28 protein-coding genes and 1 riboswitch are annotated in these 25,751 nt (G+C 37.8%); of the genes, 11 read left to right on the forward strand and 17 right to left on the reverse strand.

Annotated elements, in window-relative coordinates:
• The first annotated feature begins 294 nt into the window (after nt 1–294).
• From manX to mntP, 5 genes are all read left to right on the forward strand, one after another.
• Entirely contained in the window at nt 295–1,260 is a 966-nt protein-coding gene (manX, locus tag PSF27_RS10020) for a PTS mannose transporter subunit IIAB (protein ID WP_272681390.1), read from the forward strand.
• Between the two features lie 82 nt (nt 1,261–1,342).
• Nucleotides 1,343–2,143, forward strand: coding sequence for a PTS mannose/fructose/sorbose transporter subunit IIC (locus PSF27_RS10025; protein WP_206086181.1), 801 nt, complete (start codon nt 1,343–1,345; stop codon nt 2,141–2,143).
• A 13-nt stretch (nt 2,144–2,156) separates the two neighbouring features.
• Nucleotides 2,157–3,008: a PTS mannose transporter subunit IID gene (locus PSF27_RS10030; protein ID WP_206086182.1), complete on the forward strand. Its 852-nt coding sequence runs from the start codon at nt 2,157–2,159 to the stop codon at nt 3,006–3,008.
• 89 nt (nt 3,009–3,097) lie between these two features.
• Entirely contained in the window at nt 3,098–3,556 is a 459-nt protein-coding gene (locus PSF27_RS10035) for a DUF986 family protein (RefSeq protein WP_272681391.1), read from the forward strand.
• Nucleotides 3,557–3,707: 151 nt separating this feature from the next.
• Nucleotides 3,708–3,896: riboswitch (yybP-ykoY riboswitch) on the forward strand.
• On the forward strand, nt 3,897–4,478 hold the full coding sequence (gene mntP, locus PSF27_RS10040) for a manganese efflux pump MntP (RefSeq protein WP_206086184.1): 582 nt from the start codon (nt 3,897–3,899) through the stop codon (nt 4,476–4,478).
• Between the two features lie 44 nt (nt 4,479–4,522).
• Here the strand turns inward: mntP and rlmA are convergent, their stop codons facing one another.
• The 3 genes from rlmA to PSF27_RS10055 form a co-directional block, all read right to left on the reverse strand.
• Nucleotides 4,523–5,347, reverse strand: a complete 825-nt coding sequence (gene rlmA / locus PSF27_RS10045) for a 23S rRNA (guanine(745)-N(1))-methyltransferase (protein ID WP_272681437.1) — start codon at nt 5,345–5,347, stop codon at nt 4,523–4,525.
• Between the two features lie 106 nt (nt 5,348–5,453).
• The gene (locus PSF27_RS10050; RefSeq protein WP_206086185.1) at nt 5,454–5,654 is read right to left on the reverse strand and encodes an acid-shock protein; all 201 of its coding nucleotides are present in this window, start codon (nt 5,652–5,654) and stop codon (nt 5,454–5,456) included.
• Nucleotides 5,655–5,724: 70 nt separating this feature from the next.
• Entirely contained in the window at nt 5,725–5,931 is a 207-nt protein-coding gene (locus PSF27_RS10055) for an acid-shock protein (protein ID WP_272681392.1), read from the reverse strand.
• Between the two features lie 400 nt (nt 5,932–6,331).
• Between PSF27_RS10055 and PSF27_RS10060 the strand changes: the two genes are divergently transcribed.
• A complete protein-coding gene (locus PSF27_RS10060) occupies nt 6,332–6,802 on the forward strand; it encodes a GNAT family N-acetyltransferase (RefSeq protein ID WP_272681393.1) in 471 nt (156 codons plus the stop codon).
• A 64-nt stretch (nt 6,803–6,866) separates the two neighbouring features.
• Here PSF27_RS10060 and PSF27_RS10065 read toward each other — a convergent pair whose 3' ends face one another.
• From PSF27_RS10065 to PSF27_RS10075, 3 genes are all read right to left on the reverse strand, one after another.
• Nucleotides 6,867–7,604, reverse strand: a complete 738-nt coding sequence (locus PSF27_RS10065) for a phosphatase (protein ID WP_272539394.1) — start codon at nt 7,602–7,604, stop codon at nt 6,867–6,869.
• 217 nt (nt 7,605–7,821) lie between these two features.
• Nucleotides 7,822–9,078 carry an alanine racemase gene (gene alr, locus PSF27_RS10070; protein WP_306803749.1) on the reverse strand — a complete coding sequence of 419 codons (1,257 nt, stop codon included), beginning with the start codon at nt 9,076–9,078 and terminating at the stop codon, nt 7,822–7,824.
• Between the two features lie 222 nt (nt 9,079–9,300).
• Nucleotides 9,301–10,284, reverse strand: coding sequence for an aldo/keto reductase (locus PSF27_RS10075; RefSeq protein WP_272681438.1), 984 nt, complete (start codon nt 10,282–10,284; stop codon nt 9,301–9,303).
• Nucleotides 10,285–10,399: 115 nt separating this feature from the next.
• Here PSF27_RS10075 and PSF27_RS10080 point away from each other — a divergent pair, with 115 nt between their 5' ends.
• Entirely contained in the window at nt 10,400–11,281 is an 882-nt protein-coding gene (locus PSF27_RS10080) for a LysR family transcriptional regulator (protein ID WP_272681394.1), read from the forward strand.
• 308 nt (nt 11,282–11,589) lie between these two features.
• Here the strand turns inward: PSF27_RS10080 and PSF27_RS10085 are convergent, their stop codons facing one another.
• Nucleotides 11,590–12,549, reverse strand: coding sequence for a hypothetical protein (locus PSF27_RS10085; RefSeq protein ID WP_124725520.1), 960 nt, complete (start codon nt 12,547–12,549; stop codon nt 11,590–11,592).
• Nucleotides 12,550–13,094: 545 nt separating this feature from the next.
• On the opposite strand from PSF27_RS10085, the gene PSF27_RS10090 reads away from it, so the two are divergent.
• Together PSF27_RS10090 and PSF27_RS10095 are read left to right on the forward strand one after the other, a co-directional pair.
• On the forward strand, nt 13,095–13,925 hold the full coding sequence (locus tag PSF27_RS10090; protein ID WP_272681395.1) for a hypothetical protein: 831 nt from the start codon (nt 13,095–13,097) through the stop codon (nt 13,923–13,925).
• A 109-nt stretch (nt 13,926–14,034) separates the two neighbouring features.
• Nucleotides 14,035–15,147 carry a PIN domain-containing protein gene (locus tag PSF27_RS10095; RefSeq protein ID WP_124725522.1) on the forward strand — a complete coding sequence of 371 codons (1,113 nt, stop codon included), beginning with the start codon at nt 14,035–14,037 and terminating at the stop codon, nt 15,145–15,147.
• Nucleotides 15,148–15,357: 210 nt separating this feature from the next.
• Here the strand turns inward: PSF27_RS10095 and PSF27_RS10100 are convergent, their stop codons facing one another.
• From PSF27_RS10100 to PSF27_RS10140, 9 genes are all read right to left on the reverse strand, one after another.
• Nucleotides 15,358–15,588: a type I toxin-antitoxin system ptaRNA1 family toxin gene (locus tag PSF27_RS10100; RefSeq protein WP_124725523.1), complete on the reverse strand. Its 231-nt coding sequence runs from the start codon at nt 15,586–15,588 to the stop codon at nt 15,358–15,360.
• A 75-nt stretch (nt 15,589–15,663) separates the two neighbouring features.
• Nucleotides 15,664–15,921: a hypothetical protein gene (locus PSF27_RS10105; RefSeq protein ID WP_240105184.1), complete on the reverse strand. Its 258-nt coding sequence runs from the start codon at nt 15,919–15,921 to the stop codon at nt 15,664–15,666.
• Between the two features lie 12 nt (nt 15,922–15,933).
• Nucleotides 15,934–17,283 (reverse strand): P-type conjugative transfer protein TrbL, encoded by a 1,350-nt coding sequence (gene trbL / locus PSF27_RS10110; protein ID WP_198800613.1) that lies wholly within the window; start codon nt 17,281–17,283, stop codon nt 15,934–15,936.
• Nucleotides 17,284–17,294: 11 nt separating this feature from the next.
• Nucleotides 17,295–17,531 (reverse strand): entry exclusion lipoprotein TrbK, encoded by a 237-nt coding sequence (gene trbK, locus PSF27_RS21055; RefSeq protein ID WP_163885499.1) that lies wholly within the window; start codon nt 17,529–17,531, stop codon nt 17,295–17,297.
• Between the two features lie 10 nt (nt 17,532–17,541).
• Entirely contained in the window at nt 17,542–18,321 is a 780-nt protein-coding gene (gene trbJ, locus PSF27_RS10120; RefSeq protein WP_124725527.1) for a P-type conjugative transfer protein TrbJ, read from the reverse strand.
• 105 nt (nt 18,322–18,426) lie between these two features.
• Nucleotides 18,427–18,789, reverse strand: a complete 363-nt coding sequence (gene traJ, locus PSF27_RS10125; RefSeq protein ID WP_198800612.1) for a conjugal transfer transcriptional regulator TraJ — start codon at nt 18,787–18,789, stop codon at nt 18,427–18,429.
• A gap of 595 nt (nt 18,790–19,384) precedes the next feature.
• Nucleotides 19,385–20,155: an ABC transporter ATPase gene (locus tag PSF27_RS10130; RefSeq protein WP_264997426.1), complete on the reverse strand. Its 771-nt coding sequence runs from the start codon at nt 20,153–20,155 to the stop codon at nt 19,385–19,387.
• On the reverse strand, nt 20,139–20,990 hold the full coding sequence (locus PSF27_RS10135; RefSeq protein WP_198800610.1) for a helicase RepA family protein: 852 nt from the start codon (nt 20,988–20,990) through the stop codon (nt 20,139–20,141). The genes PSF27_RS10130 and PSF27_RS10135 overlap by 17 nt, the downstream gene beginning before the upstream one ends.
• The gene (locus tag PSF27_RS10140) at nt 20,975–21,226 is read right to left on the reverse strand and encodes a helix-turn-helix transcriptional regulator (RefSeq protein ID WP_233063623.1); all 252 of its coding nucleotides are present in this window, start codon (nt 21,224–21,226) and stop codon (nt 20,975–20,977) included. The genes PSF27_RS10135 and PSF27_RS10140 overlap by 16 nt, the downstream gene beginning before the upstream one ends.
• Before the next feature lie 93 nt (nt 21,227–21,319).
• On the opposite strand from PSF27_RS10140, the gene PSF27_RS10145 reads away from it, so the two are divergent.
• Both PSF27_RS10145 and PSF27_RS10150 read left to right on the forward strand, forming a co-directional pair.
• The gene (locus PSF27_RS10145) at nt 21,320–22,498 is read left to right on the forward strand and encodes a transcriptional regulator (protein WP_264997425.1); all 1,179 of its coding nucleotides are present in this window, start codon (nt 21,320–21,322) and stop codon (nt 22,496–22,498) included.
• The gene (locus tag PSF27_RS10150; protein WP_272681396.1) at nt 22,498–24,357 is read left to right on the forward strand and encodes a hypothetical protein; all 1,860 of its coding nucleotides are present in this window, start codon (nt 22,498–22,500) and stop codon (nt 24,355–24,357) included. Before PSF27_RS10145 ends, PSF27_RS10150 begins: the two co-directional genes overlap by 1 nt.
• A 157-nt stretch (nt 24,358–24,514) precedes the next feature.
• Here PSF27_RS10150 and PSF27_RS10155 read toward each other — a convergent pair whose 3' ends face one another.
• Nucleotides 24,515–25,702 (reverse strand): tyrosine-type recombinase/integrase, encoded by a 1,188-nt coding sequence (locus tag PSF27_RS10155; protein ID WP_264997423.1) that lies wholly within the window; start codon nt 25,700–25,702, stop codon nt 24,515–24,517.
• Nucleotides 25,703–25,751: the final 49 nt, after the last annotated feature.

The raw sequence follows: 25,751 nt of genomic DNA on the forward strand, positions 1-25,751 counted from the left end.
ACATTAGCTCAATAAAAATCAAATAAAAAGATAATAATTGCAAATTATTAAGTGATTTTAGGTATATTCTTATTTTTCTGACGCGAAACAAGTTTTTAGGTTAAAACAAAATGATATGCTACAAATGTACTTCATACTAATAATTCAAATAGCTGACTCGTGACCGCCATAAGTAAATTGTCATTATTCAGCTAATATTATGATACAGGGGAAATTGATAAAAAGGAGTCTAACTTTAGTGTCCAATTTATCTACAGATAATATTTCGTTTTATCTATCAATGAGGGAAAAATAGTGAGTATAGCTATTATGATTGGTACCCACGGAGTCGCCGCTGAGCAGCTTCTCCGAACCACCGAAATGTTAATTGGCGAGCAAGACAATGTCTCGTTTATTGACTTTATCCCTGGGGAAAACGCAGACACCCTGTTTGAAAAATACACTCAAAAGTTAACGGATTTAGATACCTCAAAAGGGGTGCTATTCCTTGTCGATACTTGGGGAGGTAGCCCATTCAACGCTGCTAGCCGTATTGTGAATGAAGATGATAATTACGATATTATCACTGGTGTGAATGTCCCAATGCTGGTTGAAACCTTCATGTGCCGCGATGATGACCCATCTTTGGATGAGCTTATCACTGTTGCATTAGAAACGGGTCGTGGCGGAATTCGTCCATTCAAATTTAAAGAAGTTGAAGCACAACCTGCACCTGCTGCTGCAAGTACCCCACCTCCAGCTCCTGCCAGAAAAGCGGGACCTGGCGAACATATGGTGATCGCCCTTGCTCGCGTCGATGACCGTTTAATTCATGGCCAAGTTGCAACGCGCTGGACAAAAGAGACCCAAGTCAAACGTATTATCGTCGTTAGTGATGAAGTCGCCAAAGACCAAGTCCGTTCAACACTGTTAAAACAAGTTGCGCCTCCAGGTGTCACTGCTCACGTTGTTGACGTTGCAAAATGTGTCCGCGTCTATAACAACCCGAAATATGCGGGTGAGCGTGTAATGTTATTATTTACTAACCCGACTGACGTAAAACGTATTGTTGAGGAAGGCGTAGAAGTTAAATCCGTCAATATTGGTGGTATGGCCTATCATGAAGGTAAAACCATGGTAACCAATGCCGTTTCTATCAACCAAACTGACATTGATGCCTTTAATTATTTGAATGACAAAAATATTGAGTTAGAAGTTCGTAAAGTTTCATCTGACAGTAAAGTCTTCATGATGGACTTAATCAATAAGCTCAAAAAATAATGTGTTATCAAACTTTTAATTTTGCTTTTTAAACCATTACTCAAACAGATTTTAAAACTTGTTGGTTACAGGAGATTAAACAATGGAACTTACCGTTGTTCAAATAGTACTGGTTTTCATCGTAGCATGTATCGCTGGTATGGGGTCAATTCTCGATGAATTCCAGTTTCACCGCCCTCTCGTTGCCTGTACGCTTATCGGTATCGTTCTGGGAGACATGAAAACGGGTATCATCATCGGTGGTACGCTAGAGATGATCGCGTTAGGTTGGATGAATATCGGTGCGGCTGTTGCCCCTGATGCGGCTTTAGCCTCCATCATCTCAACTATCTTAGTTATCGCAGGTGGTCAAAGCATTGGTGCAGGTATTGCCTTAGCAATTCCACTGGCCGCTGCGGGACAAGTATTAACTATCATCGTTCGTACTATCACCGTTGCTTTCCAGCACGCGGCTGACCGCGCTGCAATCAGTGGCAACCTAACATCACTAAGCATTATCCACGTCAGCGCATTAGTGCTGCAAGCGATGCGTGTTGCAATCCCTGCGCTGATTGTTGCTGTTTCCGTTGGTACGTCTGAGGTTCAACACTTATTAAGCTCCATTCCTGAAGTTGTGACCAGCGGTTTGAACATTGCAGGTGGTATGATCGTCGTGGTCGGTTATGCAATGGTTATCAATATGATGCGTGCTGGCTACTTAATGCCATTCTTCTATTTAGGCTTTGTCACTGCCGCATTTACAAACTTCAACCTTGTTGCCCTTGGGGTTATCGGTGTGGTTATGGCTGTCCTGTATATCCAGCTCAGTCCAAAATACAACAAATCGCAAGTTGTTGTCACACAAGGCAATAGCAACAATAACCTTGATAACGAATTAGACTAGGAGGAGCACAAACATGGTTGATACAACTCAGTCTACAGAGAAGAAACTGACACAGAGCGATATTCGCGGCGTGTTCCTGCGTTCCAACTTATTCCAAGGTTCTTGGAACTTTGAACGGATGCAAGCCCTTGGTTTTTGTTTCTCAATGGTGCCTGTTATCCGTCGTCTTTATCCAGAAAATAATGACGATAGAAAACAAGCGATTAAACGTCACCTTGAGTTCTTTAATACCCACCCATATGTTGCGGCTCCTGTTCTTGGTGTGACCATGGCGATGGAAGAGCAACGTGCCAATGGTGCTGATATTGATGATGGTGCAATAAACGGTATCAAAGTTGGTTTGATGGGGCCTTTAGCGGGTGTTGGTGACCCTATATTCTGGGGAACTGTTCGCCCTGTATTCGCAGCATTAGGTGCGGGTATCGCGATGACAGGTAGCTTACTTGGCCCTGTCCTATTCTTCGTTTTGTTTAACCTAGTTCGTTTATTAACTCGTTACTATGGTGTTGCATACGGATATAAGAAAGGGATTGATATTGTTCAAGATATGGGTGGTGGCTTCCTGCAAAAACTGACGGAGGGAGCATCGATACTCGGTTTATTCGTTATGGGGGCCCTTGTGAACAAATGGACCCATGTGAATATCCCGCTCGAGGTTTCGCGCATTAAAAACCAAACCACGGGTGTTGAAGATATTACAACCGTCCAGATGATCCTTGACCAATTAATGCCAGGCTTAGTCCCTCTTCTGCTTACATTTGGGTGTATGTGGTTATTACGCCGTAAAGTCAATGCGCTGTGGATTATTATTGGCTTCTTCGGTTTGGGTATTTTAGGTGCTTGGCTGAAATTCTTGGCGCCATAATTTTCTCATAATATTTTACTCGGGAGGTTGCGGCCTCCCTTTTTTAATTTTAAGCTTTGCCATATGTTTACTTAGTCAAGGGCGCACCAATGACTTTAAATGATGTTATTCTCGCCATTATCATTTTGATCATGCTTGTATATGCTATTTATGATGAATTTATTCAGCATTTGCTAAAAGGGAAAACGCTATTAAAAATTAACTTAAAACGAAAACATCGCGTTGATGCCATTATTTTTATTGTCTTAATCTGTATTGTAATTTATACAAATATTGTTCGACATGGTAATTTATTAACCACTTATTTATTAATGATTACTATATTTATGTCAGTCTACTTGGCGTTTATTAGAACACCTAAGCTATTCTTTAAACAAACTGGTTTTTATTTTGCCAATACCTTTATTTCCTACGATAGAATAAAAGCAATGAACTTATCTGAAGATGGTATTCTTATAATAGGTTTAGAGCAGAAGAAAGTTCATATTCAAGTTTCACATCTTGATGATTTACAAAGAATTTATGAGTTCCTTATAAATCATAAGTAATCATTATATATATTCATAAGAATACTAAGGTTAATTAAAAATATAATTAACCTTTTTTTTCTTATTAACTCAATTGAGAACAATTCTCACTACCGTTTAATATCCACAATTAATTAAGTGTTGCCTTTAAAATAAAATGTGGTATCTTTCTTTCCACGTCATTGGGGAGTAGCCTGTTCTGGATATATATATATTCCAGAAAGTCCGTATCAACATACTCGTTTGATTTCAAACGTGGTGCGGACACCATAATCTGGTTGGCAAGACCATAGACACATAAATACACCTTAGGTTGGGGGTAGTTTATGTGTATATGGAAACACCCAACCGAGGTTATGTTATGAGTTTTTACGCTACCCTTGTCTTAGCCCTCGCGCTATCAATGGACGCATTTGCAGTTGCTATTTGCAAAGGTGCCGTCCTGCATAAACCCCGTTTTAGAGAGATCCTCCGTACTGGTTTCATTTTTGGCTTCATAGAAGCTATCACTCCTATCATTGGTTGGGGAATTGGTATTCTTGCTAGCCAGTACGTTATCCGCTGGGATCACTGGATTGCATTCGCGTTATTATTTGTTTTAGGTGCTCGCATGATTTGGCAGAGTCTTAAAACAAAAGATGAAGAATGCTGTTCAAAACCTTCAAGCCACAGCTCTACTAGCCTTATTTTTTCAGCGATTGCAACGAGCTTAGATGCCATGGCAATCGGCTTAGGCTTAGCTTTCTTGCAGGTAGATATTGTCCACACTGCGATGACCATTGGCTTAATGACCATGATTATGGCAACTATCGGTATGATGATTGGCCGTTATGTAGGTCCATTATTAGGAAAAAAAGCAGAGATTATCGGCGGGTTAGTGTTAATTGGGATCGGGTTCAATATCTTATTTGAACACCTCGAATTATTTATGTACGCACCATAATAATTTATTGCCCCCTACACTTCTCTTAGGGGGCTTTACCAACATTAGTCCGCTTGGTATTGATACACTCGAATTAAAAAGTCTGCTGTATAATCTTTCACTTTCGCTTGCTTCAGATGTTGCTTCACTTCTTCAGATGCTCGCCACGCAAACGGTGTCATCGCTAACAGCTCATAAGCTTCGCTGCCAGTCAGCACCATTTTATAATTTAATTGGCTCTCATCCAGTAATTTAAAATTCGGCAAATTTTCGTCTTTAGCGGGGTGCAATTTAACTTCATCGTAGATAAGGGCTTTTAATTCTTGCAGATGTTCCGCTGCTGGCGTGACAGTGACTAAAATACCATTATCGATTAATACTCGGCTTAATTCTTCCGCTTTACAAGGCGCATAAATACGGACAACCGCTCCTAAGCTTGACTCAGGAAAAGGTAAACGGTGGCTAGTGCCTACACAGAAATTAACTAATTTATAGCGTTTGGCCGCATAACGAATTGCTACCTTTGATACATCCAACCCAAAAACTTGGGTGCTCCCAAATTTATTTTGCAGTATTTGCCCAAAATAGTCAGTGTAATACCCTTCACCACAGCCGATATCCAATACCGATAAATGGCTTGAAGGTAAATATTTGACCAATTTTTTAGCCACTTGATCTCGCATTGGCTGATAATGCCCTGCATCAAGGAATTGACGCCGCGCTTGCATCATTTCTGCGCTATCACCTGGATCTTTCGAGCGCTTATGTTGCACAGGTAGTAAATTAACATACCCTTCTTTAGCACAATCAAATTGGTGATTGGCTTCGCAACGATAACTATTGTGAGTTTGTAAGAGAGGCGTAAAACAAAGTGGGCATTGATAATTCATAAAGGTCACTGATCGCAAAATAATAGCCAGTATACCATATAAGCAACGATGCAGCGCCATGGAAAATATCCCATGGCACCGTGACGTTAGCGAATTTTATAACTGATTATTTCGCTGATTTGCTTTTTTCAGCACGCTTTTCTTTAACAACTTGCTTCTCAGCTTTCGCGTTCAAATGAGACGATTTAGCCACTTGATGTGATTGCGCAATAGGTGAAACAGGCTCAGATTTGACGGTTGTGTTTGCTAATGCTGCACCAGAAATAGCAAATGATAATCCAGTTGCGATTGCGACTAATTTTTTCATTTTTTCTACCTTTAAATTTGATCTAGGACTTACGTTAAAATACAAAGATATTTGTCACAGCTTATTGGTTCTATATTGCTTTGCTGGTTTCTTCAGTTTTACTTTTATCCACTTTTTTCTCGGCTTTTAATTTATTAGCATGGTGGGTTTTCGCAGTATGCTGAACTTTAGCAGCATGAGTAACAGGCTCAGTTTTTGCTGCCGTATTCGTATTCGCCAGTGCGGCACCAGAAACAGCAATAGACATAACCGTTGCAATTGCTAATAACGTTTTCATTTTTGTACCTTAGAATTTTAAAGCAAGGATGTTCTTGCAACACTAATAAATCACAAATGAATATTCCCCCACAATAGGACAAATTTAAAGATTTATAAATTTTTTATAGGTTATTTTAGTAAATAAATATTTTCAGTTTGTTGATTGTTTATTTACTTTATTTTTAGCTGATTACCATTATTTAAAATAAAAAAATACAAATAAAAACAATCAATTAACAAAACCTTCTTATTTGATTTCGATTTTTTTATTTAAATTATCCATTTAAAATCAATTAATTTGTTGTCCTCTTTTTTTATTTTTTAGCTTAATTTTAACTTTTAATACTTTATAACTTGCTTTCCCCCTTTGTTTTTGGTTTTAATCAAATGATGTGTAATGACATTATTTAGGTAAAAAAATGCAAATTCGATTAGCAACACCAAAAGAAGCCAAACGGTTATGGTTTATTCGTAATCAAGCCATTCGCCATGGCTGTAAAACAAGCTATGAAACACAAACGATTTACAATTGGACACCTGATGAAATGCCACTAAGCTACATAAAAATGGTTGAGAACAATCCCTTTTTTGTTGCTGTAAATGAACACGATGACGCTATATCAACTGGCTTTTTAAATTTAGAATCAAATAGTATTGATGCGATATTCACGCTGCCAGAGTATATGGGATATGGTGCAGCAGGCTTAATATTGGATGCAATAAAGGCCGAAGCGAAAAAACGAAAAATAAAAACCCTAACCTTAGACTCATCACCGAATGCAGAGCGTTTTTACCAAAAACACGGTTTTACGTCTATTTGCCATGATAATTATTATTCTGCACTCGCTCAGGTTAATTTAGCCTGTATACGAATGAAAATAGAGTTATAAGATAAAAGAAAAAGCCGTTAGCGTGTTAACGGCTTTATTCATTGCAAGTTATCTGATTAGTTCACTAAAAATCTGCAAATTCAGGGATTGGCTTACGTCCATGGGATTCAAGAAAATCCAACACTCGACGGGGAGTCACATTTAAAATTTGTGATTGAGGGAAATCAATCGATTCCAACATTTCCACTACGCGATCAAAACGCCCTAAATAGCCTGCAAAATGGGAATCAGAACCCAACGCAACCCACCCCCCTGCTTCTTTCACTGCTTTTGCAATCTCGAGACAATTTTGTTGGCTGCCCGCTCTCGAGTGCAAAAAAGATGAATTATTCATTTCTAGCGCAACATTACACTCTTTAGCTGCTTGGGCAACGGCTTTGATATCAATAGGATATTTGGGATTACCAGGATGTGTAATAATGTGTACTTTTCCACTGCGAATAGTGGCAATCATTGCTTCGGTATTATCTGCAAGACTTTGTGGTTCAAGAACAGGTTCATGAAAACCTGCTAAAATAATGTCTAAGTGGCGAGCAATTTTTTCATTACAGTCTGTTTCACCTAGCTTATTTTTAATATTGGCCTCAATGCCATACAGTAAGCCAACGCCATCAACAATCCGCGGTAAAATGGGCATATTACCAAAATGCCATTCGTGCGGTGCATCCTGCATTTCAGGGCCATGATCGGTGATTGCAAATAGCTTTACACCACGGCTCGCCGCCTCAGCAAAATATTCATTAACGGTACTGTATGCGTGGGTGCTGGCAATGGTATGGGCGTGTAAATCAACTTGATACATAAATAATATCCTTCTCATTCTACTATTCGCCTTCTGAGTCTATCCGCTCAGAAAAGGTTCAACCAAGCTAACATATCAACGTAAAGGTTTCGATAGTCATTCACTTAAACAGCACTTTATCAACACATTGTAATATATTGCATATAATCCGAAATTATTTTTAGGATAAAAAACCCGCAATCAATGCGGGTTAAAATATGTTGAATAAAAAATTAATTTAATCCACTAAGACGCGTTTATTGGTAGCCCCCCAAAGGATGGACATTTCTGTAAATAGTGCACCGCTGATGTCTTCAACTTCTTCAGCCGTAACTTCTTCATTACCTTGTTTACCAAAGAAAACCACTTCATCACCTGGGCGGACTTGTTTTATATCAGTCACATCTACCATCACAGTATTCATTGAAGTTTTTCCTAATACGGGTACTTTCTGGCCATTGATAAGCACATGCCCTGTATTACTAAATACACGACGATAACCATCAGCATAACCAACAGGAATATTCGCTAAAACAGAATCACGTTTCAGTGTAAAGGTACGGTCATATCCAACCGTATTGCCTTTCGGATAATGATTTACTGAAGCAATGTTTGATTTCAATGTCATCACACGTTTGTAGTCGTTGGTTGCAACGGTATCACCATAAAAAATACCACCAACACGCACCATATCTAACCATGATTCAGGCACAGTAATTGTTGCATAAGTATTCGCAACATGCAGTGTGACATCTTCGCGTTTTAACCCCGTTATATTCAATACTTGCTGAGATTCTTTATTAAATTTAGCGAGATCTTTACGAATTTGTGCCTCATCTTCTTCTGGGTAATGGGACATAATGCCGACAATTTTTAAATTTGGTAATTGTGAAATTAGCTTCGCTTCATTAAGGCCCGAGGGCGTACTTACCTCTAACCCGTTACGCGACATACCTGCAGAGTTTAACGCAAGATGGATGGGGATGACTTTATTTTGCTGTTTCGCAATAGCATTTAAGCGCTGCGCCATTTCTAAATTACCGACCAACTCTTCCGTTTGATACTGTGTTGCTTGCTCCATTTCTTTTTCAGTTGCGCTTCTAACGCGCATTAAACGGCCTTTGAAACCAAGGTCTCTCACGGTTTTTAATTCTTGGTTATTAGTCACGCCAATGCATTGCACATTATTGGCAATCATCACTGGCGTCACTAATGATAAATCATGGCCATAAGCATCCCCTTTGAGAACGGCGCACATGGCGGATTTATCCCCTAATAACGCTTGAACTTTTTTGATATTAAAATCCAATGCACTTTGTGAAATTTCAATCCATGAATTATTTACAACAACAGGCTGCACATGCGCAGCTGGCATTGCAATAGACGTGTTATTTGGATTAGTAGGCTGCTGACAAGCGGTTGCTGCAACAAAAAGAGGGAGTAATGCCAGATATTTTAAACGAAATGCCACAAGATTTTCCTTAACTGTTGTCATGTTACCCCAACTCATTATTTTGATGATTGTGGGATATAAAAATATACATGAAATGTATAACTTCTTTGGATGATAGCAACTTAAGGAAATTGAACAAGTAATAATTCACTTTAATTGCATAAAAAACCAAACTATCTTGCGGGATCATTTCGTATTGATAATATAAAGGCATCCATTAAATATCAGATGCCTAAACACTGTTATTCCCTGATTAATCCCTATTTAGGCATTAATCCCCTTCATACCCTCAACAGAATATCGGGATCCCACTGGTTGAAAATGCTCAAGGGCTTGTTTAATTTGATGTAAATCCTCTGAGGTTAAACAAATATCAACTGCGCCAAAGTTGTCTTCAAGATGTTTTACTTTATTAGTCCCCGGTATTGGCACAATGTTATCTCCTTGAGCCAGTAACCACGCCAGTGAAATCTGTGCAGGAGAACATGATTTTTGCTCCGCCATCTGAATAATAAAATCAGATAATGTGCTGTTAGCTTTGAGGTTTTCAGATGTAAAACGTGGTAATCCCTTTCGAAAATCGCCACTTTCAAACGAACTCTGATCATTAAAACGACCCGTTAAGAAACCACGCCCTAAAGGGGAATACGGCACAAAGCCAATACCCAGTTCTTTGCAAGTTGGCAAAATTTCAGCTTCAACATCACGCGTCCAAAGGGAATATTCTGTTTGGACTGCGCTAACGGGAAACACAGCATGAGCCTGTTTAAGCGTAGCCGCGCTCACTTCTGATAACCCTATATGGGCTATTTTCCCCTCAGCAACCAATTCAGCCAATGTTTCCATTGTCGTTTCTATTGATGCCTTTGGATCTAAGCGATGAATATAATACAAATCAATACAATCGACACCTAATCGGCGTAGTGAACTTTCACAAGCACTGCGAATATATTGGGCACTATTATCGATTCTACGCTCATATTCCCCTGAGCGGCGTACGATGCCACACTTTGTTGCAACCTTGATATCTACATCCGTCTGTTTAAGAAAATCCCCAATCAATTCTTCGTTATGAAAATTGCCATATGTATCGGCAGTATCTAGCATTGTGCACCCAAGTTCAGCCGCCTTATGTAGTACATCCATCGCCGCTTGGTCATCTTGAGGTCCATAGAACTCACTCATTCCCATGCAACCTAGCCCAATTGCCGAAACTTCGAGCCCATTTCCTAAAATACGTTTATTCATCATCTGCCCCTTGGTTTATTTAGCGTATTTCAGTATATTTTCCTAAAATAACGATTCATATGAGCAATATTAACAATCAATTTTCCAAAAATGGAAAATGGATGAGAAAAAATAGATGAACTGGGATGATGCCAAAATATTTTTAGCTATTGCACGAGAAGGCACACTAAGTGCTGCATCCAAGGTATTAAAACTGGGTATTGCAACGACATCACGGCGCTTAGAACGACTCGAAGAAGCATTAGGCGTTCGATTATTCACCCGCGATCAGCTTGGTTATAAGCTTACGGATGAAGGAAGTGCGTTAATTTCACAGGCAGAGGCTTTAGAGCAAGCAGGCTTCGCGTTTAGCTATGCTGCGCACAAAAAGAGTGAAAGCGTTATGGGGCATGTTTGCTTAGCAACCGCACAAGGCTTAGCTGACCACCTTATTATCCCTGCTCTACCATCGCTAACTGACGTTAACCCTAATCTAACCCTCGAAATTGTCACAAGCGTTTCAACCGTTAATTTGCATAGACGAGATGCCGATATTGCTCTACGTATGGTTAGACCTGAGAGTGGAAATTTGAGGATCCGCAAATTAGGTATCCTTGGCTTCGGTCTTTATGCCTCAGAAAGCTATTTACAACGCAGGCAAAACCCAGATAGGCCTAACACCTTAGAACATGATGATTTTATAGGTTGGTCTGAAACACAACAGCACCTTAATTCCGCGCAGTGGCTAGAAAGAACGCTCAGAGGAAGACCTTGCCGGTTGACTACGACCACAATGTCAGCTCAATTTAGTGCTGTAAAAACTGGTCTCGGACTTGCGGTTTTACCGCATTTTATTGCAAGAAAAATGGGTTTAATTTGCCTACAGAATGATATTGGCTGCGACCAATCAATTTGGTTAGCCATTCATTCTGACCTCGCCCATTCACGACGAGTACGTGTTGTCGCCGATTTTTTGACTGCATTAGTTTCTGATAATCAAGAAAAATTGATGTCATAAAAAAGCCCACTTTTACATGGGCTTAAGTCGTTATTTTGCTAGTCAGTGCCAGCGAGTTCTTATTGGGGGATTATTCCCACTCGATTATCAATAAAAAGTCAAACATCTCTTAAAACAATTAATTACAAATACGATTTATCGTAACACCATAAAAAATACCATACTCAGTTAACAACTACTTTACTTAAACCACCAGTTCGACCATTCTCGAAGCTACACTAATGACCATATAATAACTTCAGTAACGGATGTATTGACCTTCTTATTCAAAGGAAATCACGTGACAAAGAGCAATAGTTCAGCCCTACTCATTCCGCCATTATTTTTTCCCATTTATACTGACAGTAACTACATTTACCTGCATTATATTGCTCCTCTAAACTCAATGGCTCTTCGCACATTTCGCAATAGGTGTATTCCATTTCATAACCACATGCAACACACACACCTTCTTCATGAATGAAAGTGCTTTTCCCACACTCATGGCATGCATCATAAGGAGAGTTACCGCCATCCATTGCGTTTCTCATTACCTCTCCAGCCAAAGAATCATCAATGCATTGTTCAATCACCTCATCAAAACAGAAGTCATGCCCACATGACTTACAATGCAAATTGATCATTGGATAACAATCATCAAGATACAGTGCTTGTATCAGCGAAGAATAGCATTGGTTACAGCGAAGATTTTTGAGCGCCATTTCGACAGAATGATATTTCCAGTCAATCGCATTAATAGTCGCTTGACAGGCTTTATCTTCTGCTGAGTAAACATCACTCACTTCAAGCAAAGCTGCCCAGCAGTCGTTACCGAGACTTTCTTGAGGATCTTGGTCTAAGTGGTCTGATAGAAAATCTCGAATCAGTAAAAATGATTTAGCTACAATTTCACGTACAGCATCCGGAGACTCAGATGTATAATAATGCTCTAAATCATTTCTTAGTTTGTTAATTTCATCGAAGCGACCCCAGTCTACCGTAACATTCAAACTACGGAATCTTTCTTTTATGGACTGAACATCAACCGTCTTGTGGCCTTTTCCTTCAAAAACTATTTCGTCTTTTTCATTTTTTACAGGTCTAATATTTTGCTTAATTAAAAGTTCTCTATTATTATCTGGAGAGAGCTGACAGAGTTTCTCTTTGTAAAGCAATAAGATTCCAGCTGCAATATTTCTTACAGCAGAAATACTGCGTCTATCGTCATCACTTTGAAAGTCTTCAACCCCAATTTGAATTGAGTCAATAGCATTTTTAATAATACTCATTATCTATCCTGTGAACTAACGTTTACTTAATGACAGGATTTATTCAATCCCAACTAACGGGGCTAGAGCCTAACCCAATTGCTATTTTTTATAACAACACTTTACGTACTTGGAAACTGACTATTGCTTCATTATCGTTCAGATGGGAAGTAACATCAAGGCTGCCATTGCCACCTCTATTTACATTCAGTATTTTATCCTTCTTAGAACTTTATTCCTGCTTTATTAAAAGAACTCATCAAAGAGGCTATCATAAAATGGCCTTATCCATTTGATTATATCAGCATAAATCACTGAAGATTTAATAAACAAGGTAGTTGTCAGCCTTTGTTAATTCTAGCTGCCTATTCCCCTCATTTCGGATTCAGAGTGGTCATCTCTTTCCGCCGTCAACTCCAAGTATAGCAGGCATTGCTTTTTCCAACCGCGTAGCTCATCATGCAAAGACTAAACATATCACTCCTCATGTTTTTTTGGGGTGCTTAATAATAACTCCATGGAAGCATTTTGTGGACACCCTTAAATTATAACAAATTGATTAACATATGATTTCTAAAGATAATTGGCAAGACCACTACTGGAATTATTTAGCTCATCTAGAAATGAAGGCGATTGATCATAGTTTTGTAGACTTAAAACCTTGGGATTCCCTAGCCAAAGATTGTATGAATCTAGCGATTAAAGCTCCGTTTCTTAAAGGCAAAAATTCAAATACTAAACCAATTAAGCTTTCGGCTACATTTCTGAAACGCTCCATGAGTGATTTTAGAGGTGCATGGTTATTAATAAACTGGGGTTATCCATACCAAGCGGCATGTGTAGCTGCTTCACTTTACGAAAATGCTCTTGTTGTTAATTGTCTGGTCGAACGCCAAGATCTAGCTGATGAAGTTCTGAATAATAAGAATGCGGATGTTCCTTGGGGAGCCCAAAAGCTCTGCAAAATGGCTGCACATAAAGATTTATACGGAAACATACCAGATGAATTTCCAAATAATGAAGAATTTAACTTGGCATGGAAACTTTGTTATCACAACTATAAGCTGCTATGTAAAATGAAACACCCAACATTACAACAAGTCACAGATGAAGCAAGCTCAACCTTAAATATTAATAATGAATTTGTTGTAATTCCATTACCTGATACTCGTAGAGAAAGTCTTGCTTTGAAACATATGTTGATGATTATTTGTATATCTAAATTGTTTTCTGCGACAAAGTGTTTTGCAAAGGCTATTGAATGTGCTGATGATGATCCAGACCATACACAGTTTTACAAGGAAGCACTAGAAGTATACTCAAATCTAAAAAGCAGAATCAGCGAAAGTAAAATCAAAGATATTTCAATCAAAGCTTATGGATTCTCACTCACATAAAATTGTTCATGCAAATATATTCTGTTGATTGTTTAATTTTGAATAACAATGAACGTCAATACTCACGTTCCAGCACATAGGATGACGAGGTCATCTCAGGAAGAAAGAAATGTTAATATTGATAGATACCAATATATTTTATAATAACTGGAAAATGTCTAGCGCCATGTTTCAAGTTCTATCTAATTTCATTAAAAACACATCAGAAAATCAGCTTATCATACCCTTCGTTGTAATCAAAGAAACCCAAAAAAAATACAACGATGAAATTGAAAAACTACAAAAAGACATACATCAAGTAAAAAGAAAAATTAATTCACTCTCCGATAATAATTTTTCTATAGATGATTTGAGTGATGATATTAAAAATTTCAGCTTTCAAAATGAATTATTAAAAGTGTTTCCAGATACATATATTATATCATCATCAAACATTAACAACGATATGTTGTTAGATAAAGCCATTTTTTCCAAGCGGCCATTTAGAGATAATGAGAAAGGTTATAGGGACGCTCTTATCTGGAATGCGTTAATACAATATTTATCCAAGGAAAAAATAAAAGATGATATCATTTTCATTACAAATAACTCACATGACTTCATGTCTTCAAATAAAGAAAATAATGAATTTCATGCTGACTTAAGAGAAGATTTGGTTAATCTTAATTTAGAAAATAATTTTTTTCTCTATAATTCATTAAGTGAGTTCATAACTAACAATATAGATCAAAAATTACATAGTTTTACACATGAGGATATCGATGAAATACATGAAAGATACATGGAGAACATTGAGGATGAGTTTGAAATATTCACATGTTTTCATATGGAAAATTTAAGCTTGGATGAGATTGCATATTTGTATGAGTCTTCTGGATTTAATGGGGAGATAATAAGGATGTGCAAAGATGTCCACTTTGACGTTATAGAAGGAACTGAAGACCCCTCTATATTTTCCGGCTATAAACTCCCTAATGAAAAATATGCATTTGAATACTCATATAACTTTAGAATATGTAGTTTTGAGTTTCTAATTGATACTGGAATTTACCATAGAAATAAAGATACTATAAGCCGTGAGTTTATGAATTTTGAAATAGGTGAAACTATTACAAAATTTTACTCTTACCCTAGAATTTATTTTTATGGTAATGGAATCATTAATTTAGTTAACAGTGATATTGAGAAGATAAATATTGATGATTCAGTCATAAAACTTTAATATTTATAGAGCTATTCTAGATAACTAAGACAATCGAAAATAGCTTTATAAGAAAAAAATCAATATAAATGATAATGACTACTGTAATTGAGGTCAATTATATACATTATTACGTTATTATGATTGAGTTGTTAAAATCATAATACACAAAACTATTTACAGGCCTTACAGGACTCAAAGGCGGCTAATTACCACCTTTGAATCGACAAATCATAACGTTAATAACACTTCCTTAAGCTTAGCCTGTGCTTCCTGAAAATCCTGTTTTGTTGCATCTCCGGTTTCTGCTTGGTAATAAAGCACCGTAAACATATTGGCAACCGCTTCGGCAACTTGTGAGATCTCTCGTGCAGCATCTTGATTTATAAACTCTAACGCGGCCAGTTCGCTTGCTACGTGATGAATTGTTCTTTGAACTTCTGTATTATGTGGAGCTGTCATATATCACCTCATATCCAGGTGGTCTGTGAAAATGCAGGTCAGTGCACCATCACTGGCCTGCGTGCTTTAAAAACACTAGCTAGTAAGCCCCGCAGCTATTGAAAATGGACTATCTTCCGATTTCTCCTCAAACACATTACTGGCTAGTTCACTACAAAATCCCTCATTTTTAACTTCAATTTCACTCTTTTTAATGAAATTAGTTATTTCTTCTGTCGCATCTACTTTTTCTTCCGCGAGCACAACATCAATCGGCTCATAGGCAACTTTTGCATTTAAATCCGCATTCTGGTCAAGTAAATCAAATGCTACCAAGAAGCTACTTTGTTTCATGTTCAATGCCTCTTATTTATCTGATTTGTTACGATTAACAAAGTCATTAACCTCATCATTATCAGGATCCATACTGTGCTTATCCCCGCCTGTCAAAGCATTATCGGAAAACTCGGCCCTATCAGCACTTGTCTCTGCCATATCATCACGAATAGACGAGTCTGCATCCTTAGTGCGGTTTTGGGGGCTTACAGAAGATCTATCCGTGCTATCGAAACCAGCGGCTTTGCTGAAAGGTGAATCGCCTGAATCAGTACTAGACCCACCACTTCTATTTTGTGTTGTCTCACTACCTCCACTTGGCATGGCTCCATCAGCCATGCTGCTTTGTGCTTGTTCAAAAGCCGCCTTTATCGCACTGATACCACTAGTCGCATTAGCAGCCCCGCTTGCTATCGCACCACCTGCTATTTTCATCCCCGCAGCCCCCATACTTGCCGCTGTCATCACTGTCCCCATCGCGGCTCCTGCACCGAATGAACCAATCCCCATCGTTCCGATATTACCGCCAGAAACTAAACCTGAAATCATCGGTGGAACCTTGTTCACTAAAAACAGTAAGCAAAGAGAAATAACTAACATCACGGCTAATTCCTGGCTTGCCATGTTCTCACTGATTTTATTGTGATAATCCAACAAGAATTGCTTACCAATAGCGACGATAAGCACCATAGACAGTAGCTGTGCAGCAATACCAAGAATGGATTTGTAATAGTTGATCGCCATGTCAGAAGTCCATCTGGAGCCGCCAAAACCAAGGAAAAACACGCCTGCGTATAGTAAAATCCAACTGGCAGCTAACAGTAATAATAAATTTACTGAGATAATGGCTAATACAACCAGTACTGCCAATGCCATTAGTTCCATCATTAAAGCTGTGGCAAACTCCTTCCAGCTTAATTCTGACGTTGCCTCAACAGTTCTGTCATATAATTCAAAGCCCATGTCAAGAATGCTGGAAGGGCCTAATTTACTACTGCCAAGCCCTCCCGCCTCAGCTCCCAACTGTTGCAATGAATCCACTATTGAACCTGCTATATTCATTCCGTGTGTTGCATTCGAGAGTAGCCACCAATAGAAACCAGTGAAAATAGTAAAACGAACCAGTTCAGCAAAGAACTCACCAATATCCGCTTTACGTAGCGCCATCATGCCAAACGTCCACACCATAGAAATGGTTACTAATGTCCAAAATAACCGACTGGCAGCACCTTCTATTGTTGGAGCCCAGGTTGAGGCTGCGCTATGAAAACGATTGAGAACATCATTCATCACGCCACTACTACTTAATTCTTGTGCCAACGCGATATCAGGAAATAACCCTAATATAATTAAGAAACAACATGAGATAGTGATTTTCATAATTTATTCCCTTAAAAGTTGTCTTCTGGACTTGATTTAAATTTCCACTCTCTCATTTCCTTTGATTTTCTTATGGAGTTACATTCACCAATAAATATTCCCTGTGAACTCTTGTCTTTAATTTCCGATAAAGACTTTTCATAATTATCCTCATGACACGTTATTTTATTAGCCTCTATTATTGTCCTTTCACACCCAGTTAAAAAAATACAAAATAAAGTCAACACGATAAAAAATAAATTATTCATATTTATTACCTCAATAATTATCGGTTGGGCTTGGTTGATAATTCCATGTCCGTAATTGCTTTTCTCTTGCTGCACCGCGAGCCTCATCATCCAGTTCAGAGGATAGTCTAGCCGCAGCGGCATTCTGCTGAGTAATTAATAAACTACGAATTTGTAATAACTGGTTTGCCTGATTACTCGCCAGTTGGTTTGCATAACCAATTGCCGCTAATTGTCCATTCGCTCCTTGGGCCGCTTGTTGTAAACGTTGTAATTGCCTTGCATCTGCTTGTATATTTTTTTGCTGCTGATCTAATCCACGAAATAGCGCATCATTCGCAGATTTCTGCGATTCAAAAGCCAATATGCGATTTTCTTCCATTGCTTTTTTTTCTGATGGCGTACATCCGCCTGTACCATTAAAGCAAGGAGATCCCCGATAATATGAAACATCCTGGAATTTACTCAGGTATGCATCTAAGCTTCCTAATTGATTCTGATAGTGCTGAAGTGTATCTGTTGCTTGTAATAAATTATCAATCGTAGTTTGAGCTTGATCCCAGATATAAGCCGCAGGTGCTAATGTGTTTTGTAATTGATTTTCATATTGTTGTAGTTGAGTTTGATACTGTTCAATTTGCTTCGCTGTTTGGGCTACAGCTTCCATAGCAGACATAATGTTCTGGCTTAAATTCGTACCATCAAGTACGGGAATGCCTGCTGACATAGCAATTGGAGACTGTATGTAAGTCACAGTTGTAATTGAAGCGACAAACATAATTTTAGCCGCTAAAATTTTTATTTTTTGCATAGGTATACCTTTTTATAAAAGATAATTAACATTAAGATGCTGCTTTTAATTACTGGATATTTATTTTTTAGGTCTGAAGTAAATTTTAGCCGCTAAAATTTACTATTATTTTCGCATTACAATATCTTTCATTATTCTTCCTATTTCATTTTGATTAGATTCTATTTTGTTTAATACTGCTCTTATGGTTACACTGCTAATGTTTTTTGTTTTGATATTATTTGTTAGCCATAATTTTAATAGCCCTCCTAACCGACCTAAATCACCATTTATTTTTGCTAGCTCTCTGACACATTCATAATCAACTATTCCTGTTATATGATAACCTTGTCCTACTTCCCGTAGATATTTAGCAACACTCAAGCCTGCTTTTTTAGCCTGAGATTCAATATTTTCTTTTTCACTTCGCAAACAATAAACTTTTATTGGTGTGCTATTTTTTCGTGTTTCTTTTAATTCTTTATTCATCATTACTCCGTTAATAGCGGTAGCTTATAACCCCGTAGAGCAGGATTTATTGTTGAGCACCAAAGTGCGAATAAAATCGAGTGAAGAGTGACTAACAACTTGTTGGTAGTCCTACTTCACCTATCCTGCCCTAACTTCAGAGTTCATTACTTCACTTCATACTCATACAATAAATCGCTATTTTTTCGCTATACTTAAGTTAACTGCTTTATATCGCCACATTCTTACCATCATTTAATAATTTAGTGATAAAACAGCGATTAAATAGTGTCGTAATAGTGCTCAAATAGCGTTTCAATAGCGTTTGAGTTGTGTTCTGGTAGTGTTAAAACATCATTTTATTGATTCGCCCTTTGGGCGAACCAAACGCCAGGAAAGAAGCTTTATTTCACAGACAGAGCTTTGTTCCTTTCTTGGCGTTCAAACCATCGGCGTAAGCCGATTGAATTTAGGTGTTATGTCCGCATAAAGCGGACAAGACACCTTTTGTATATTCTGAATAATTCTAAAGATCCTGCCAAAATCCCAAATTATCGGGCCGCTGTGAGTTTTATTCGGGCCCCTGTGAGTTTTATCGGGCCGCTGTGAGTTACTTTCAGGCCCCTGTGAGTCGTTTTACCCGATTTTCTGAATTGATATGAACGCCTATAACACGCAAACTTTCTATATCATCTTTAATTCTGGTTCGATAATTACGCATTGTCTTTGCACTAATATCATTACCACTAACTGCGAGGAACAACGTATCAAGATGCCACCCCCCAGAAGGATTATTACTATGTGTCAGTACATGGCGAGCCACAGCCTGACTAATGCCATGTTTCAGCCTTACGATTAATGCAGGCTGGTGATATAAATACAAATCACGCTCCAGTAGCATAACAAGTGCGATGCCTAGCCTAACTTTCCAAAGCCTACGAACTCCGCCCGTAAGAGGGTTGTATCTAGTCATTGGTGACGGGATAACATGATCAATTAGGCCACCAATAATTCGTCCCCCATCCCCATTTTCCTCCAGCTGAGGTGCCACAATTTCGACAGTTGCTGCCTTTAACTCCAGAAGTAATTTATTTAATCTTCCTCCACTATATTGATTGTCTGATAACACTTTCCTCAGTTTTGCAGGATCGACCAACAACTCAATTCCGCCATCATCTATATCACGCTTACGCTCAGCCACAAAAAACATACTTTCAACAATGTCAGCGTGACGTTGACCAAGTCTTCCTGTCACTCTACACTTGCCAAACGAAGTATAAATCCACTGACCTTTACGCTCTAATGGCTTTTTACTCGGCTGATAAATAACCACTCTCGCCTGAAAAGCCGTGCTTGTTGGAACAACCACATTACCAGTTATCGTCATCGTCCATTACCACCGCTTTATTTCTAATCATTTTCTGGCGTTTCTTTTTTGTCAGAGTAACTGGTAATAACACACCGCCCTCATGACGTTGAAACCAGCGTTCAGTAAAAGGCTCACCATAATTTGCTTTACTGATACCAAATCGAACAAAATAGTTCCTTTGGCTAGGCTCTATGTCCCACTCAACCGCCTCTTCAGACGTCATTGCTGATAGATATGATTGCCAACGGATATTATCGACTAATACAGAAGAACCTCGGCTGGCTTGTTGCTGGTCTCCTGTACGCATCATGGCAGCTCCTTTGCTTGAATGGTGCAGGAAGATGATTGAGCAATTTGTCTCGGTTGCTATCGCTTCCATTTTGGCAATTACCTGTGCCATTGGGCCACTGGCATTTTCTTCCTCAATATGAAAGCGCCTTAAAGTATCTAAAATTAATAAACGCCTATTTTTTGCAATATTGCGTAAATCATTAAACCATTCAGAAGACATAACATTTGGGGATTTGCCAATTAAAGGTTCAATCATGAGTGCATTTGCCACGGATTGCTGTTGCTTATAAGTAAGACTTGCACCTAAAGCATATAGTCTGTGATATATCGCTATTGTTGGATCTTCAGCAGGTAAATACGCTACATTACCTGTCATTAGCTCCCCCATTCCTAATAAATCAGGCCCACCGGCTATCTGAACAGCTAATTGCAAAGCCAGCATAGACTTTCCTACACCTCCTGGGGCAACTATTGCCCCTACAGTCCCAGCGACCATATTGGGTAAAACATAGTCAAATAAAGGTGGTTCATTTGTGAATGCAGACATTATTTCAATCGCCATGATAACTCCCTGCATAAATCTCCTGGTCTAGCCGCTTTTAACAATGATCTGCGCCTTTCTTCTATCCAGTTTTCAACTTCAGTCAAATCCCAGGCAACGCTCCGACTTGTCAACACAATACGACGAGGAAACTCCCCTCGTTGTTCCAGGTTGTAGATGGTTCGGTCTGATAATGGGATCATTTTCAACAATGTCTTACGGTTGATCAGCGTTTTATTTTTCACTGATATGCTCATTACTTACTCCTCCTAAACATTATTTGCTAGATAATGTCAGGCTTTGCTAGTACATTAATCATATCTATTGGACAAAAAAGTTGAATTTATTAAATGAAACTGGAATTTGATATCCAAAAACGATTAGGTAAGTTCTATATTCCAATATGGGCTGGCTGTGATAAATCCGTAGCAGCTGCCATTACGATGTTTAGGGAACAATGGCATTCATATTCTCAAGTTTCCAAAAGCCATAATATAGTCAGACTAATCAAAGAATTAGTTGACCCAGCTGTATCTGAATACTTGAATAGTCTTCCTGCCAACTATCTGCGATATAGTCCAATAGCGCCAGCTAAGCTAACTTACAGCGATTTAATCAAAATGAGAGGTTTTCATTACTGCTCTGATTGTATTGGCGATTATCTTAGGCCTTTTGTTGAGCATTCTACGTATACAGAGCCAGATAAATTATTTATAGCTACTCAAGAAACATTAAAAAGCTTATTTTCCCACTGCAAAGGAAAACGCCCCAAAAGATCAAGGCTTGCACCTGATATCTACTTTAATACGGAAAGAAGCAAAGGATTATGTCGTCTTTGTGGCAACCCAACTGAGTTTTCTTCATTTATTACCAATTGGGATAACGACGGTTTTATTGATGATACTGAAGAAAAATATGGACTAAAGAAAGGGCCAGATTTTAGCCATAAATACTGTGCTCACCATAAACCACAATTACAAGATGGCTCTTGGAACCCAGCCTATAAACAAGCAATGCGCTCTTCTAAACAATTTGAATTGGAAGTTTTAAGATTATGTCGCCAAATAGCTAAACCAGAGCGTTTAAACGCTATGTCAGGTGATAATCTCATAGATGAGTATTTTTATTATTATCTTAAAAATAAAACAATAAATTACGCTCAATCACTTACATTTTTTGAGCATATCCAAAATACATTTTCTGGATCAATTACCGTTGATGAAAAAACATGTGAGGAAATAATTAGTATTGTTAATAACATGACAAATGCAGGAATTTCTTTGGGGCCTGATGATATAGATAAGATACGCAATATTGCCCGTGAAATGGTCAATTCACGTTTATCAGATAATAAAAAGCGCATGTTAGTTTTACGCAAAAAAGGTTTTAATCAACGAGAGATAGCTGAAATAATCAGCTCACTGATCGGTAAAAAATTATCACACCAAGCGGTATCTAAGGCTATAAAATCAGTTTGTGATAAATTTCAATTAAATTATATATCAAATAAGCATGTATACATGGAGTAATGAAATTGATACTAAATTATGATGGCTGGTGTAGAAGAATCGATTTAAATTTTCGAGCCGAGTATCCTTATATATCTACAAGAATATTCAAAATAAGCAACTATGAATATCATTTATATGCCATTGGCTTAGCTGAAGATTTCTCCCACATAGAGAAAATATTTGATAACAAAATTAGATATATAACAACACCTATAAAACTTGTTGCAAAAATTCCTGAAAAGTACGAGTGTGAACTCACATCGATTGCCGATGAAAATATACCTTCAAATTTTGAAGGTATACCTTTTACATTAGATCAAATGCTGGTTCATATTGCGTCTATACACTCTAATGTAATGTTTTCACAAATCAGAGAGGATCATGAAAATAGCAGGATTATTATTGAACTAGCTCCAAACAGCAAACAACATGATCTTGATAATGTTGAGAAAACTACTAGTCAATTAAAATCCCCATACTCATTTCAAGTTATCATAGGGAATACTAAAGCAAAAAAAATTATAATGCATGATGAAGTATTCAGTATCGCACCATCTCAATATAAAAAGGATTTAAATTGTAATTTTTTAGAACGTGATGAAAGCCTATGGTTTGAAAATATTGATAAAATATATTCTGGCGAATTTAAAAAATCTGAATTATATTTCATAGAAAAAAACAAGTCTAGTTGCCTAGTGAATTTTTCTATTTTTAAAAATTCAAACTTAAGAAATCACTTATTACTTTATGATATAGTTTACTGCGTACTTCCCTTTTCGAAAAATATAAATAACTTTTTTGAAGATCAAAAAATAAGTAGATTTGAATTTTTAACTTTACTTAAACGAGGTCGGATTAAAATATTAAACATACAGCCTGAAATCAGATTAGATTATGGTTTACTTAACGAAGCATATAGCGAAAATCCGTCCTCAGTAATAAGCAGAAGAGCACTTTCAGCATTATCTGCTATCGATCTAGTTGAGTTAAACCAATCTTATATATTCAGTGACCCAGAATTGGAAAAACACATACTTCCTCTATTGAAACAAATTTCTGAGCTTACAGCTATTAATTTAGATTTAATCAGCAATTTCATACTTTGGCCAAAAAAAGCGTTAAGAAATAGCTTAGATACATTAAATCAATCAGGTCCTATAGGAATAGCTCAATATGGGGTCAATAATACAATTACTAGGTTATTACCATCTAAAAATAAACAAAGTTATGACTTTGAATTTACAGTTAATAGTAATCAGATTCATTTAGCACATGCTTTGGATGCTACATATTTTCCTTTCTATACTGAAAATGCAGAATATTCAGACCATCCCTATGCACTAATGATGGGGCACTTATTAAATTTTTATAAAAAGTATAGCTACCAAACATTGAGTCAGTGTTATGATATGAATGAAATGAAGATGATTACAAACCCTAGCTTATCTCTTATTTCTATATTTGATATTAATGAGTATATTCCAATATTAGAGTTTGAGAATGAATTGTCTAGTGGCACTACGCGTAAATATATGCAATCTTTGTTTTCAGAGTTAAGCACTCTTGACCAAACAGATAGGAATGAACGCATACACCAATATAATATTGAGCTTGAGAAAGCACTCAAAAATAAAAACAAGATCAGACATGGTCTAGATTTAGGATTAGATGCCTTAGGTATGGCTGTGCCATTTTTATCCACTATAAAAAAGGCACTTACATACCAAATAAAAAGAATAAAATCTAACAGTTCAGCCATACAAGAGACTTTTGATTTTATTGAAGATAAAGCTTTACGAGGAAATATGAAACAGCGTCAAATATCTCTCTTAACAAAAATCAATAGAGTTGCTAGGCTTAAACGCAGCTTAAAATAGATATATAATGATTTATATATCTGATCAGATTTGAGCTATTCTGTATTAATTTTCATACAGAATACTCAAATTTGTGTAATGGATATTACGCATTTATATCAATATTAACTTTATTATATAATCTTTAAAGTTATTTCTTTTCAGAGGATCTTCTATATTAAATTATCCACTCATCTATCATATCAGCCCAATCCTGTAACATAGCGGTGCGCTGCTCGCGGTACTCAGCTTTATTGTACACTGCCCTAACCCCTTTCTGTTCATGTGCCAGGCATTTCTCTATCCAATCCGAGTTATAGCCAGCTTCATGCAACAATGTACTCGCTGTTCTGCGTAAATCGTGAGGTCCAAATTTAGCAAGGTCGTGTCCGTCTTTTTGTGCAGCTTTATAGGTAAGATCCAGTACCCGATTCATTGTTGCACTACTCATTGGTGCATCTGAATCATAGCGCGATGGTAGAATAAAATCAGAACCGCCTGCAAAGGTTTTTAAGGCAACTAAAATATCCATTACCTGACGCGATAAGAAAACCAAATGCGGATTGCGACGTTTCATTCGCTCTTTTGGGATTGTCCAAATTGCTTCACTGAAATTAATTTCACTCCAGGTGGCATTAGTTAACTCACTTTTACGTACCATTGTTAACAATAGCAGTTTTACAGCTACCCGAATTGAGGGCGTTGTCCCAACCTTCTCAAGATAGCGATACATCAAACCAATTTCACCTGGCGTTAACGATCGATCTCTGGGTTCAAATTTAGCAATACTTGCGGGCCTTACTAAATCTGCGGGGTTTTCTACCTTCTGACCTCGTTCAATCGCCCAGCGATAAACCTGAAGTACGATTTCTCGTGCATGAACCGCAGTCGCTGGTGCACCACGTTCAACAATAGTATCAGTGACCGCCCGTAAGTCTTCGTGTGTGATTTCATTTAACTTTTGGTTGCCAAATTTGCCCTTGAGTTCCCTAGTATAAACTGATCGCCGCATATCCCGTGTAGAATCTGCCATCTGATAGCCACGAAGCCATTTTTCAGCCCATGCACCAAATGTTTCAGCACCTTTAATTCTCGCTTTATCTCTGGCTTTTTCTTTAGCCGGGGACTTACCATCTGCCACCATTCTTTTGGCTTCCCCTAGCCGCCCTCTGGCTTCAGCTAAAGTGATCCCGCCAATACCATAACGACCAAAAGTTACCGTTTCCTGTCTGCCATTAATAGCGTAGTTATAACGAAAAGAGACAGAGCCTGCAGGCGTTACAGCGACATATAGCCCATCTCTGTCATTCACTTTATAGAGCTTTTCTTTCGGTTTTAAATTTCTCAGTTTGGTATCAGTCAGCATTCATTTTTATCCTTTTTTAACGTTTTGATACCATGCAAAAACAACCGTA

Origin of the sequence: Providencia sp. PROV129 (assembly GCF_028482245.1) — a bacterium.
GTDB lineage: Bacteria > Pseudomonadota > Gammaproteobacteria > Enterobacterales > Enterobacteriaceae > Providencia > Providencia vermicola.

What these genes read in the sequence shown, in the direction of transcription:
- alr (WP_306803749.1), bottom strand. Translation starts at nt 9,078, where the DNA reads ATGACAACAGTTAAGGAAAATCTTGTGGCATTTCGTTTAAAATATCTG.
- PSF27_RS10055 (WP_272681392.1), bottom strand. Translation starts at nt 5,931, where the DNA reads ATGAAAACGTTATTAGCAATTGCAACGGTTATGTCTATTGCTGTTTCT.
- PSF27_RS10035 (WP_272681391.1), top strand. Translation starts at nt 3,098, where the DNA reads ATGACTTTAAATGATGTTATTCTCGCCATTATCATTTTGATCATGCTT.
- PSF27_RS10075 (WP_272681438.1), bottom strand. Translation starts at nt 10,284, where the DNA reads ATGAATAAACGTATTTTAGGAAATGGGCTCGAAGTTTCGGCAATTGGG.
- mntP (WP_206086184.1), top strand. Translation starts at nt 3,897, where the DNA reads ATGAGTTTTTACGCTACCCTTGTCTTAGCCCTCGCGCTATCAATGGAC.
- PSF27_RS10135 (WP_198800610.1), bottom strand. Translation starts at nt 20,990, where the DNA reads ATGGCGATTGAAATAATGTCTGCATTCACAAATGAACCACCTTTATTT.
- PSF27_RS10095 (WP_124725522.1), top strand. Translation starts at nt 14,035, where the DNA reads ATGTTAATATTGATAGATACCAATATATTTTATAATAACTGGAAAATG.
- PSF27_RS10080 (WP_272681394.1), top strand. Translation starts at nt 10,400, where the DNA reads ATGAACTGGGATGATGCCAAAATATTTTTAGCTATTGCACGAGAAGGC.
- PSF27_RS10025 (WP_206086181.1), top strand. Translation starts at nt 1,343, where the DNA reads ATGGAACTTACCGTTGTTCAAATAGTACTGGTTTTCATCGTAGCATGT.
- rlmA (WP_272681437.1), bottom strand. Translation starts at nt 5,347, where the DNA reads ATGAATTATCAATGCCCACTTTGTTTTACGCCTCTCTTACAAACTCAC.
- traJ (WP_198800612.1), bottom strand. Translation starts at nt 18,789, where the DNA reads ATGAATAAAGAATTAAAAGAAACACGAAAAAATAGCACACCAATAAAA.
- PSF27_RS10145 (WP_264997425.1), top strand. Translation starts at nt 21,320, where the DNA reads ATGAAACTGGAATTTGATATCCAAAAACGATTAGGTAAGTTCTATATT.
- PSF27_RS10150 (WP_272681396.1), top strand. Translation starts at nt 22,498, where the DNA reads ATGAAATTGATACTAAATTATGATGGCTGGTGTAGAAGAATCGATTTA.
- PSF27_RS10130 (WP_264997426.1), bottom strand. Translation starts at nt 20,155, where the DNA reads ATGACGATAACTGGTAATGTGGTTGTTCCAACAAGCACGGCTTTTCAG.
- trbL (WP_198800613.1), bottom strand. Translation starts at nt 17,283, where the DNA reads ATGAAAATCACTATCTCATGTTGTTTCTTAATTATATTAGGGTTATTT.
- trbJ (WP_124725527.1), bottom strand. Translation starts at nt 18,321, where the DNA reads ATGCAAAAAATAAAAATTTTAGCGGCTAAAATTATGTTTGTCGCTTCA.
- PSF27_RS10060 (WP_272681393.1), top strand. Translation starts at nt 6,332, where the DNA reads ATGCAAATTCGATTAGCAACACCAAAAGAAGCCAAACGGTTATGGTTT.
- trbK (WP_163885499.1), bottom strand. Translation starts at nt 17,531, where the DNA reads ATGAATAATTTATTTTTTATCGTGTTGACTTTATTTTGTATTTTTTTA.
- PSF27_RS10030 (WP_206086182.1), top strand. Translation starts at nt 2,157, where the DNA reads ATGGTTGATACAACTCAGTCTACAGAGAAGAAACTGACACAGAGCGAT.
- PSF27_RS10090 (WP_272681395.1), top strand. Translation starts at nt 13,095, where the DNA reads ATGATTTCTAAAGATAATTGGCAAGACCACTACTGGAATTATTTAGCT.
- PSF27_RS10105 (WP_240105184.1), bottom strand. Translation starts at nt 15,921, where the DNA reads ATGAAACAAAGTAGCTTCTTGGTAGCATTTGATTTACTTGACCAGAAT.
- PSF27_RS10155 (WP_264997423.1), bottom strand. Translation starts at nt 25,702, where the DNA reads ATGCTGACTGATACCAAACTGAGAAATTTAAAACCGAAAGAAAAGCTC.
- PSF27_RS10050 (WP_206086185.1), bottom strand. Translation starts at nt 5,654, where the DNA reads ATGAAAAAATTAGTCGCAATCGCAACTGGATTATCATTTGCTATTTCT.
- PSF27_RS10065 (WP_272539394.1), bottom strand. Translation starts at nt 7,604, where the DNA reads ATGTATCAAGTTGATTTACACGCCCATACCATTGCCAGCACCCACGCA.
- PSF27_RS10085 (WP_124725520.1), bottom strand. Translation starts at nt 12,549, where the DNA reads ATGAGTATTATTAAAAATGCTATTGACTCAATTCAAATTGGGGTTGAA.
- PSF27_RS10100 (WP_124725523.1), bottom strand. Translation starts at nt 15,588, where the DNA reads ATGACAGCTCCACATAATACAGAAGTTCAAAGAACAATTCATCACGTA.
- PSF27_RS10140 (WP_233063623.1), bottom strand. Translation starts at nt 21,226, where the DNA reads ATGAGCATATCAGTGAAAAATAAAACGCTGATCAACCGTAAGACATTG.